This window comes from Streptococcus sp. D2, assembly GCF_006385825.1.
Taxonomy (GTDB): Bacteria; Bacillota; Bacilli; order Lactobacillales; family Streptococcaceae; genus Streptococcus; species Streptococcus shenyangsis.
This window is the reverse complement of sequence record NZ_VFSI01000013.1, coordinates 48,516-60,369: the sequence shown is the minus strand read 5'-3', so window position 1 is coordinate 60,369 and position 11,854 is coordinate 48,516. Positions and strand designations below refer to the sequence as shown.

General features: G+C 44.1%; 3 protein-coding genes and 3 pseudogenes. 2 read left to right on the top strand and 4 right to left on the bottom strand.

The window, feature by feature from the left end; genetic code table 11:
- Nucleotides 1–1,063 precede the first annotated feature (1,063 nt).
- Both FJR73_RS10625 and FJR73_RS10620 read right to left on the bottom strand, forming a co-directional pair.
- Nucleotides 1,064–6,103 (bottom strand): annotated as a pseudogene (locus FJR73_RS10625) (Rib/alpha-like domain-containing protein); the annotation flags it as partial.
- Nucleotides 6,104–6,337: 234 nt separating this feature from the next.
- Nucleotides 6,338–7,294: pseudogene (locus tag FJR73_RS10620) on the bottom strand (hypothetical protein); the annotation flags it as partial.
- Between the two features lie 781 nt (nucleotides 7,295–8,075).
- Between FJR73_RS10620 and FJR73_RS10570 the strand changes: the two are divergent.
- Nucleotides 8,076–8,447, top strand: a complete 372-nt coding sequence (locus FJR73_RS10570) for a hypothetical protein (protein WP_140834404.1) — start codon at nucleotides 8,076–8,078, stop codon at nucleotides 8,445–8,447.
- A 120-nt stretch (nucleotides 8,448–8,567) separates the two neighbouring features.
- Complete coding sequence (locus tag FJR73_RS10565) at nucleotides 8,568–8,837, top strand: hypothetical protein (RefSeq protein ID WP_140834402.1); 270 nt, start codon at nucleotides 8,568–8,570, stop codon at nucleotides 8,835–8,837.
- Nucleotides 8,838–8,863: 26 nt separating this feature from the next.
- Here the strand turns inward: FJR73_RS10565 and FJR73_RS10615 are convergent.
- Nucleotides 8,864–9,106, bottom strand: a pseudogene (locus FJR73_RS10615) (accessory Sec-dependent serine-rich glycoprotein adhesin); the annotation flags it as partial.
- 1,010 nt (nucleotides 9,107–10,116) lie between these two features.
- Entirely contained in the window at nucleotides 10,117–11,661 is a 1,545-nt protein-coding gene (locus FJR73_RS08240) for a peptide chain release factor 3 (RefSeq protein ID WP_140834400.1), read from the bottom strand.
- Nucleotides 11,662–11,854 lie beyond the last annotated feature (193 nt).

The following is an 11,854-nucleotide window of genomic DNA, read 5'->3' as shown; positions in this document are numbered from 1 at the left end:
TTGTGCTTGCTGATTCTGACGCACTTGTTGACGCTGACTCAGATGCACTTGTTGACGCTGATTCTGAAGCACTTGTTGATGCTGATTCAGAAGCTGATGTGCTTGCTGACTCAGATGCACTTGTTGACGCTGATTCTGAAGCACTTGTTGACGCTGACTCAGATGCACTTGTTGATGCCGATTCTGAAGCTGATGTACTTGCTGACTCAGAAGCTGATGTGCTTGCTGACTCTGACGCACTTGTTGATGCTGATTCAGATGCTGATGTGCTTGCTGATTCAGAAGCCGATGTGCTTGCTGACTCTGATGCACTTGTTGACGCTGACTCAGATGCTGATGTGCTTGCTGATTCTGAAGCTGATGTGCTTGCTGACTCAGAAGCTGATGTACTTGCTGATTCTGACGCACTTGTTGATGCTGATTCTGAAGCTGATGTGCTTGCTGATTCTGATGCGCTTGTGCTTGCTGACTCAGATGCACTTGTTGATGCTGATTCAGAAGCTGATGTGCTTGCTGACTCAGAAGCGCTTGTACTTGCTGATTCTGACGCACTTGTTGATGCTGACTCAGAAGCGCTTGTGCTTGCTGATTCTGACGCACTTGTTGATGCTGATTCAGAAGCTGATGTGCTTGCTGACTCAGATGCGCTTGTGCTTGCTGATTCTGAAGCTGATGTGCTTGCTGACTCAGAAGCTGATGTACTTGCTGATTCTGACGCACTTGTTGATGCTGATTCAGAAGCTGATGTACTTGCTGATTCTGACGCACTTGTTGATGCTGATTCAGAAGCTGATGTACTTGCTGATTCTGACGCACTTGTTGACGCTGATTCAGAAGCTGATGTGCTTGCTGACTCAGAAGCGCTTGTGCTTGCTGATTCTGACGCACTTGTTGATGCTGACTCAGAAGCGCTTGTGCTTGCTGATTCTGACGCACTTGTTGATGCTGATTCAGAAGCTGATGTGCTTGCTGATTCAGATGCACTTGTTGACGCTGACTCAGATGCCGATGTGCTTGCTGATTCAGAAGCGCTTGTGCTTGCTGATTCAGAAGCGCTTGTGCTTGCTGATTCAGAAGCTGATGTGCTTGCTGATTCTGATGCACTTGTTGATGCTGACTCAGATGCTGATGTACTTGCTGATTCTGATGCACTTGTTGATGCTGACTCAGATGCACTTGTTGACGCTGATTCTGACGCACTTGTTGATGCTGATTCAGATGCTGATGTGCTTGCTGATTCAGATGCTGATGTGCTTGCTGACTCAGATGCGCTTGTTGATGCCGATTCAGAAGCTGATGTGCTTGCTGATTCTGATGCACTTGTTGATGCTGACTCAGATGCTGATGTACTTGCTGATTCAGATGCACTTGTTGAGGCACTTTGACTCGCACTTGTTGACGCTGATTCTGACGCACTTGTTGATGCTGATTCAGAAGCCGATGTGCTTGCTGACTCTGATGCGCTTGTGCTTGCTGATTCTGACGCACTTGTCGATGCTGATTCAGATGCGCTTGTGCTTGCTGATTCTGACGCACTTGTTGATGCTGATTCAGAAGCTGATGTGCTTGCTGACTCAGATGCACTTGTTGATGCTGATTCAGATGCGCTTGTGCTTGCTGATTCTGACGCACTTGTTGACGCTGACTCAGATGCACTTGTTGACGCTGATTCTGACGCACTTGTTGATGCTGATTCAGAAGCTGATGTGCTTGCTGACTCTGATGCACTTGTTGACGCTGACTCAGATGCCGATGTGCTTGCTGATTCTGATGCACTTGTTGATGCTGACTCTGATGCACTTGTTGATGCTGATTCAGATGCTGATGTGCTTGCTGACTCAGATGCGCTTGTTGATGCTGACTCAGATGCTGATGTACTTGCTGATTCTGATGCACTTGTTGAGGCACTTTGACTCGCACTTGTTGACGCTGATTCTGACGCACTTGTTGATGCTGATTCAGAAGCCGATGTGCTTGCTGACTCTGATGCACTTGTTGATGCTGATTCTGACGCACTTGTTGATGCTGACTCAGATGCACTTGTTGATGCTGACTCAGATGCACTTGTTGATGCTGACTCAGATGCACTTGTTGACGCTGATTCTGACGCACTTGTTGATGCTGATTCAGATGCTGATGTGCTTGCTGACTCAGATGCGCTTGTGCTTGCTGATTCTGACGCACTTGTTGACGCTGACTCAGATGCACTTGTTGACGCTGATTCTGAAGCACTTGTTGATGCTGATTCAGATGCTGATGTGCTTGCTGACTCAGATGCACTTGTTGACGCTGACTCAGATGCCGATGTGCTTGCTGATTCTGAAGCACTTGTTGATGCTGACTCAGATGCACTTGTTGACGCTGATTCTGACGCACTTGTTGATGCTGACTCAGATGCACTTGTTGACGCTGATTCTGACGCACTTGTTGATGCTGACTCAGATGCACTTGTTGACGCTGATTCTGACGCACTTGTGCTTGCTGATTCAGAAGCCGATGTGCTTGCTGACTCAGATGCGCTTGTACTTGCTGACTCAGATGCACTTGTTGATGCTGATTCAGAAGCTGATGTGCTTGCTGACTCAGATGCACTTGTTGATGCTGACTCAGATGCACTTGTTGATGCTGATTCAGAAGCTGATGTGCTTGCTGACTCAGATGCACTTGTTGACGCTGACTCAGATGCACTTGTTGATGCTGATTCAGATGCGCTTGTGCTTGCTGATTCTGACGCACTTGTCGATGCTGATTCAGATGCGCTTGTGCTTGCTGATTCTGACGCACTTGTTGATGCTGATTCAGAAGCTGATGTGCTTGCTGACTCAGATGCACTTGTTGATGCTGATTCAGATGCGCTTGTTGATGCCGATTCTGAAGCTGATGTGCTTGCTGATTCTGATGCACTTGTTGATGCTGACTCAGATGCTGATGTACTTGCTGATTCTGACGCACTTGTTGATGCTGATTCAGAAGCTGATGTACTTGCTGATTCTGACGCACTTGTTGATGCTGATTCTGACGCACTTGTTGATGCTGATTCAGAAGCGCTTGTGCTTGCTGATTCTGATGCACTTATTGATGCTGATTCAGAAGCTGATGTACTTGCTGATTCTGACGCACTTGTTGATGCTGACTCAGAGGCGCTTGTGCTTGCTGACTCAGAAGCGCTTGTTGACGCTGATTCAGATGCCGATGTGCTTGCTGATTCAGATGCGCTTGTGCTTGCTGATTCAGATGCGCTTGTTGATGCTGATTCAGATGCTGATGTGCTTGCTGATTCTGATGCACTTGTTGATGCTGATTCAGAAGCTGATGTACTTGCTGATTCTGACGCACTTGTTGATGCTGATTCAGAAGCTGATGTACTTGCTGATTCTGACGCACTTGTTGATGCTGACTCAGAAGCGCTTGTGCTTGCTGATTCTGATGCACTTGTTGATGCTGACTCAGAAGCTGATGTGCTTGCTGATTCTGATGCACTTGTTGATGCTGACTCAGAGGCGCTTGTGCTTGCTGACTCAGAAGCGCTTGTTGACGCTGATTCTGACGCACTTGTTGATGCTGACTCAGAAGCTGATGTACTTGCTGATTCTGACGCACTTGTTGATGCTGACTCAGAAGCGCTTGTGCTTGCTGATTCTGATGCACTTGTTGACGCTGATTCAGAAGCTGATGTACTTGCTGATTCTGACGCACTTGTTGATGCTGATTCTGATGCACTTGTTGACGCTGATTCAGAGGCGCTTGTGCTTGCTGATTCTGATGCACTTGTTGATGCTGATTCAGATGCTGATGTACTTGCTGATTCTGACGCACTTGTTGATGCTGACTCAGAAGCGCTTGTGCTTGCTGATTCTGATGCACTTGTTGATGCTGACTCAGAAGCGCTTGTGCTTGCTGATTCTGACGCACTTGTTGATGCCGATTCAGAAGCTGATGTACTTGCTGACTCAGAAGCTGATGTGCTTGCTGATTCTGATGCACTTGTTGATGCTGACTCAGAAGCGCTTGTGCTTGCTGATTCTGATGCACTTGTTGATGCTGATTCAGATGCTGATGTACTTGCTGATTCTGACGCACTTGTTGATGCTGATTCAGAAGCTGATGTACTTGCTGATTCTGACGCACTTGTGCTTGCTGATTCAGAAGCCGATGTGCTTGCTGACTCAGATGCGCTTGTACTTGCTGATTCTGACGCACTTGTTGATGCCGATTCTGAAGCTGATGTACTTGCTGACTCAGATGCACTTGTTGACGCTGACTCAGATGCACTTGTTGATGCTGATTCAGATGCGCTTGTGCTTGCTGATTCTGACGCACTTGTTGACGCTGACTCAGATGCACTTGTTGACGCTGATTCTGACGCACTTGTTGATGCTGATTCAGAAGCTGATGTGCTTGCTGACTCAGATGCACTTGTTGACGCTGACTCAGATGCACTTGTTGATGCTGATTCAGATGCGCTTGTTGACGCTGATTCTGACGCACTTGTTGATGCTGATTCTGACGCACTTGTTGACGCTGACTCAGATGCACTTGTTGACGCTGATTCTGACGCACTTGTTGATGCTGACTGACTAGCTGATGTGCTTGCTGATTGGCTTGCACTTGTCGACGCGGACTGGCTAGCTGACGTGCTTGCTGATTGGCTTGCACTTGTCGACGCGGACTTAGATGCGCTCGTTGAGGCACTTTGGCTCGCACTTGTCGACGCGGACTTAGACGCGCTTGTTGAGGCACTTTGACTTGCACTTGTCGACGCGGACTTAGATGCGCTTGTTGAGGCACTTTGGCTCGCACTTGTCGACGCGGACTTAGACGCGCTTGTTGAGGCACTTTGACTTGCACTTGTCGACGCGGACTTAGATGCGCTTGTTGAGGCACTTTGACTTGCACTTGTCGACGCAGACTTAGACGCGCTTGTTGAGGCACTTTGGCTTGCACTTGTCGACGCGGACTTAGATGCACTTGTTGAGGCACTTTGACTTGCACTTGTCGACGCGGACTTAGATGCGCTTGTTGATGCACTTTGACTTGCACTTGTCGACGCGGACTTAGATGCGCTTGTTGAGGCACTTTGGCTTGCACTTGTCGATGCTGACTTAGATGCGCTCGTTGAGGCACTTTGGCTTGCACTTGTCGACGCGGACTTAGATGCGCTCGTTGAGGCACTTTGGCTTGCACTTGTCGACGCGGACTTAGATGCGCTCGTTGAGGCACTTTGGCTCGCACTTGTCGACGCGGACTTAGATGCGCTCGTTGAGGCACTTTGGCTTGCACTTGTCGACGCGGACTTAGATGCGCTCGTTGAGGCACTTTGGCTTGCACTTGTCGACGCAGACTTAGATGCGCTCGTTGAGGCACTTTGGCTTGCACTTGTCGACGCAGACTTAGATGCGCTCGTTGAGGCACTTTGGCTTGCACTTGTCGATGCGGACTGACTTGCTTTCGTCGACAATGACTTAGATGCACTTGTTGATGCACTTTGACTTGCACTTGTCGACGCGGACTTAGATGCGCTCGTTGAGGCACTTTGGCTGGCACTTGTCGATGCGCTCGTTGAGGCGGACAGCGATTTATACTCTGAATCATCTACCGTAATAGTAACTGGAACTTCATCTGTCGAATCATCTGGATAAGTTACTATAACTGTTCGTGTTAATTTACCATTTTTAACAGGTGAGTTCTCGCCACTCTTCCATTTATAAGTCGTTCTTGTACCTGCTGTTGTTCCTTCAGTTGGCAAATCACGCTTATTAGAAATATAATTCTCTGCCGGTCCCAAATTTGGAACAGTTCCATTTGAAGTCACCTTGACTGTAGGATTTGTTGCTGTCGGAGTGTACTTATCAGACTGCTTGCGGAACTCAATCTGGATATTGGCATTATTGGCAGTTTCATTTTGTCCGTTATTATTCGTTGTGGTAGATTGATCATATCCAGAAATATAACGATTCCAGATGTTACTACTAGCATTGGCACTGACTGACTGACCCTTACCTACATGACCTGAAATAGTTACTTTATACGGATTAGCATCTGTCGCATTGCCATCTTTTCCTAAATTACTTGTCTTATCCGTAAAGTTAATACGTGTTCCATTCGCAGCCTCCACTATAGGAGTACCATCCGTAACTTCGAAATCACGTGACGGACGTTCATTATAGGCATTTTTGTGAACCTTAATCTGGTCCAATCGACCACGGTCATCAGTCAAATTAACATCCACACTGAATTCTTCTTCACGATAAACGATAATCTTACGCGGATTCTCACCATCAATTTTTGCATTAGGTCCAGGAGTTAAGTTTTTAATTGTTGGTCGCTCATTGACTGTAGCTGACTGTGGAATTGGAGTACTACGTGTTTTATCATTGTAGACAATCGTTGCTGTACCATCTGCCTGGACTTCAATATCATCGATACGGTGATCTGCTTTAGCATTTTTGGCATAGATGGCATTCTTGACAGCAGTCTTTTCCTCTCCGGTCAAGTTGTTTTTATTTGCAACAGTTGTCAATTCAGGATTTGTCACTGGAAGACGATCCTTTAGCTCCCCTTGAACAACACCAAACCAAGAACTAATTTTAGAATTCCCTGAAGGATCGACTGCTTTAACTACACGAGAAAATTTATTACCAGACGACCACTGCATATTATCATTGACAGTAACATCCACTGTCTTTGTAGCTGGAGCGGTAGTTAGACTTGTAATATTGTCTACTGCACCACTCCCCCATTTAGTAGAGTTTCCTTCAAAGAAGTCATTCAGAGGCTCTAATTTTTTATTTGAACCTTGCTTATTCAATGTCAATTCTGTTAATTTTCCAAAGTTGTCATTACCAGTGAAAGTAATCTGAATCCTATCTCCAGCATAAAAAATAAAACGTCCATCACTATCTGTTTTGGGTGTTTGATTATTTACTTTCACAGTGTAATCAACAGTTGGCTCAGTTGCATCTGTCACATTCGCTTGAACTGTATCAACAGTATTATCACGATAAGTAAGAGTGATAAGACCTGTATCAGATACCGTAATTTCTTTATTGCCTTCAGAGTCCTTCACATAGTCAGTACCCGCGAGAATATCAGCATTTTTGCTCCTGAAGTTAGCTAGGATTTGATCTTTCTCAGTCTTACTCAAAGATGCAGGGTTGTTGACTGCAACAGCATCTCCACTAATAGGAGTATTACGCTCATTGTAACCTTTGATCGTCAGATTTAAACTTCCATCGGTACGTTGCCCTATAGTATCAACCACTTGGAAGTTAAGAGGATAAGTACCCGGAGTCATTGGTTTCCAGCCGTCACTACGACCAATTGTTCCACTTACAACCGATGTGTGTTCTCTAGGATACTGTCCATTAGAATAATAAGGTTTAAACCCTTGATTACCGATTGGTGCATACTTCATGGTCAAACCAGTGATGATAGTATTGTTCGGACTAGATAGCAAACTTACCACCCCTTTATCATCTCTCATGACAAATGGAATACCAGTTGAGCCACCAAGTACTTCATCGTTATATATTTCTACAGAAGAAGGCGAAATCGAAAGAGTAGGTATATTATCTGCCGTACGGTCCTGACCTCCCGCACTTCTATACTGACCTGTCCCACTAGTTGGAACAGTTGAACTGATTGAACCGCTATAATTTCCAGAAGTATCCGCACTTGTAAACGGTTGACTACTTGTAGCAACTTTTGCGTTCAAGCTTGCAGCTTTCGACTGCTTGTTTACAGTGGCATGAACTTCAAGCGTTGCTTCTAGGTTTCTTTGTTTATCATGGCGGATATCATAGACATACTCATTTCTTGAACCACCACGTTTCGCCATCTCTTGTCCATTAAAGGTCACACGATTAATCGTCGTATTGGAATCTACATCCGCAATCAGCCCTACATGATGCAAGGCATTGTTAGCATGCATATTAATACGCCAAACAACTTCATGAGTATTTGGATTATAATTAGTAGACGCAATTGAGGCTGTCGTACCATGGCTAGAGAATGTTGCTCTAGGAGAAGCACCCCTCTCTATCGCTTGTCCATTACGGCCATCACGTTGACCTGAAGTGGCACGTAAAACTGCATTGGCAATAGAATTACGAGCTGAAGTTGCCGTTTTGACAACACTACCAAGATCAGCAGTTGGATCCTTTAAAGCTGACTCAATCTCAGTAATGGCAGTTTCCACCTTAAGGATGGCTGCACTCGTATCTGGAAGATCTGCCGCCTTAGCTAAATACTCACCCATTTCAGCTGAAATTTTAGCCAGCTTTTTACGATCTTCTTCATTTTTCTTTGTAGATACTTCTACCGATGACAAGGCACCAGCAGTCACTCCTGCCAAACTTGTTAATTCGGAAGTTTTCTCTATCAAACCTGTTGCTGACTTAGCAGAGTCCAAGACAGGTGCAGACAAATTAGAGTTTGGCAAGCCTTGACTAACTACTTGATTTTCAGCTGAAGTAGATTCGGATTGTCCAGCAGTTTCAACACTAGCAGCGCTAGTCGCAACCGAACTGTCCTCTGAATGAACCATCAACTGACTAGAACTTACAGAAGTGCTTGCTGATACACTTGCAGAAGTACTTGTCGACGCACTAACAGAAGCAGAAGTACTTGCTGACATACTTGCAGAAGTGCTAGCGCTCACTGATTGGCTAGCAGAAGTCGATTCTGAACTAGACACACTCTCGCTTTCTGAGTGTGACAAACTTGCCGATTCTTCTGGATTTGCTTTCGAAACAGATCCAAGAACGACTGAGTCATTTGTAGCTAAAACATCCGATGACTCCAATGTCTTTTCAAGAGCAACCGCATCATTGGCATGAACAGTAGTTTGTGTTGCCACTGCTCCGCCTAATACAGCTCCTGTAGCTGCAAGTCCCCTTATAATATCGAGGCCTGTAATCGTATTGTTTGTTTGGTTCTCAACCACTTCGGTCATAACTTGAGTAGTGTCGACACTACCACGGAAAACCTTAAACAAACCAAATAAAGAAGTGGAAGCCCGTAGCCAATGCTTACCGGATTTCACTAACTTATAGCGGGTCACACGATCAGTTTCACGATATTGACCCTCTTGACGTCTGAAAAACATGTTATCTCCTTTTCTAAACTTAGGTTAAGGGTACAATTCACCCAATTCTAAGTTAATCTTTAATATTATAAAAAAAATTGATTTAAAAAGCAATAGAATTCAAAAAAATAATACTATATAATAACGTTTTATGTTTAATATAAAACTTTTATAAATAAACCGAAAACGCATTTAATATATATATATATATATATATATATATATCGCTATTTTTTGTATACTTCTAATTTATTTTACTTTGAATAAAAATATAAATTTTTCTATATTCAAACATTCTATTTCATTAATCAATCATACTATTGCCGAATCACAGCGCTAGCTAGAGTTCACTGTTAAATTTCAATACATATAGTTTCACTAGGATATTACGTGAGTAGATTGGCAAGAAAACATGTGTTCTATCAAGTTTTTGATTAGTCTCCTTAGTTACTGAAATTCTTGTCTTATAAAAGAATTTTACTGAACTAGCACAGAAAAGGGCGGAGAACATTATATTGACAAAATTTAGTAAGAAAGACAGCTACTCTAACTATCTAAAATTACGATGAAAAGCCCACGAACAATAACATTCATGGACTTATTCTAATAATAACGGATAGCTCAAATGACATAAGGCTTCCCAATTGTTACACTAGGACACGGAGTTTGGCAAATCGATTCCATTTGCCAAACGTAGTTAGTAAAGCAGTTAGCTAGACCACTCACTACAAGTTACGACGGAAAAATCCACGGATCGATAATATTCGTGGATTTTTCCTAGTGAAGCGTTTAGGTAGACCGCCATAGCGGTTACCGATTATTAGATTACGACACTGAGTTTTATAAATCGATTCCATTTGTAAAACTCAGTTAGTGAGGCAGTTAGCTAGACCACTCACTACCCGTTACGACGTAAAGTTTTACGAATCGATATTATTCGTAAAACTTTACTAGTGGAGCGCCTAGCCAAGTTCCATAGAAACTTGGCGTTAGTTACTTAGATTGTTACACAATCAAGTAACTTTGGCGATCTACATTTTTTCCTCTAACTCTACGTCTGGATACTTATCCGCAAACCAACGTAAGGCAAAGTCATTTTCAAAGAGGAAGACTGGCTGGTCAAAACGGTCTTTAGCCAAGATATTTCGGCTTGATGACATCCGTTCATCTAGGTCCTCAGGCTTAATCCAACGAACGGTCTTTTTACCCATTGGGGTCATGACTACTTCTGCATTGTACTCACCTTCCATACGGTGCTTAAAGACTTCAAACTGGAGTTGCCCCACAGCTCCTAGCATGTACTCACCTGTTTGGTAATTCTTATAGAGCTGAACGGCTCCTTCTTGCACCAATTGCTCAATCCCCTTGTGGAAGGATTTTTGCTTCATAACATTCTTAGCAGAAACTTTCATAAAAATCTCAGGTGTAAAGGTTGGCAGGGGTTCAAATTCAAACTTGTTTTTTCCAACTGTCAAGGTATCCCCAACCTGATAAGTACCTGTATCGTAAACCCCGATGATATCTCCTGCCACGGCATTGGTCACATTCTCACGACTTTCCGCCATAAACTGAGTAACATTCGACAGTTTAGCGCCCTTACCAGTACGAGGCAGGTTGACACTCATACCACGCTCAAATTCACCCGATACGATACGGACAAAGGCGATACGGTCACGGTGACGAGGGTCCATGTTGGCTTGAATTTTAAAGACAAATCCTGAGAAATCCTTGTCATAAGGACCCACAATTTCACCATCTGTTTTCTTGTGTCCATGTGGTTCTGGAGCAAACTTAAGGAAGGTTTCAAGGAATGTTTGCACACCAAAGTTTGTCAAGGCTGAACCGAAGAAGACAGGTGTCAATTCTCCAGCCAGAATAGCTTCCTCTGAGAATTCATTTCCAGCTTCATTTAAAAGCTCAATGTCATCCTTGACTTGCTCGTAGAAAGGATTGCTACCAAAAAGCTTGTCCCCATCTTCTAGACTAGCGAAACGTTCATCCCCCTTGTAGAGCTCCAAGCGTTGGTTATAAAGGTCATACAAGCCTTCAAAGGCTTTCCCCATCCCGATTGGCCAGTTCATCGGGTAGCTAGCAATGCCCAAGACTTCTTCCAACTCTTGCAAGAGGTCTAGTGGCTCACGACCGTCACGGTCTAGCTTGTTCATAAAGGTAAAGACTGGAATGCCACGATGTTTCACAACCTCAAATAATTTCTTAGTCTGAGCCTCGATACCCTTAGCAGAGTCCACGACCATGACCGCAGCATCCACCGCCATCAAGGTACGATAGGTATCTTCTGAAAAGTCCTCGTGTCCTGGCGTGTCGAGGATATTCACGCGTTTTCCGTCGTAGTCAAATTGCATCACAGATGAGGTCACCGAAATCCCACGTTGCTTCTCGATATCCATCCAGTCAGACTTGGCAAAAGTTCCTGTTTTCTTCCCTTTTACGGTACCAGCTTCACGAATCTCGCCCCCAAAGTAGAGCAGTTGCTCAGTGATGGTTGTTTTCCCCGCGTCAGGGTGGGAGATAATGGCAAAAGTACGGCGTTTCTTAATTTCTTCTTGAATATTCATAAGTTCTCTTTCTTTGATTCTCTATTTTTCTTGTTTCAATAGCTAAGAATGATTTTTACATTGGATTTTACCATTCCTTTCAACACTCCATTATATCGGATTTTAGCATTTTTTTCAATTTCTATTTCTTTTCACTTATCCCTCCCTTATTTATAGGAAAATATGGTAAAATAGAACAGACTAAAAATCATCA

Coding starts and splice junctions, on each gene's coding strand:
- FJR73_RS08240 (WP_140834400.1), bottom strand. CDS start 11,661: ATGAATATTCAAGAAGAAATTAAGAAACGCCGTACTTTTGCCATTATC.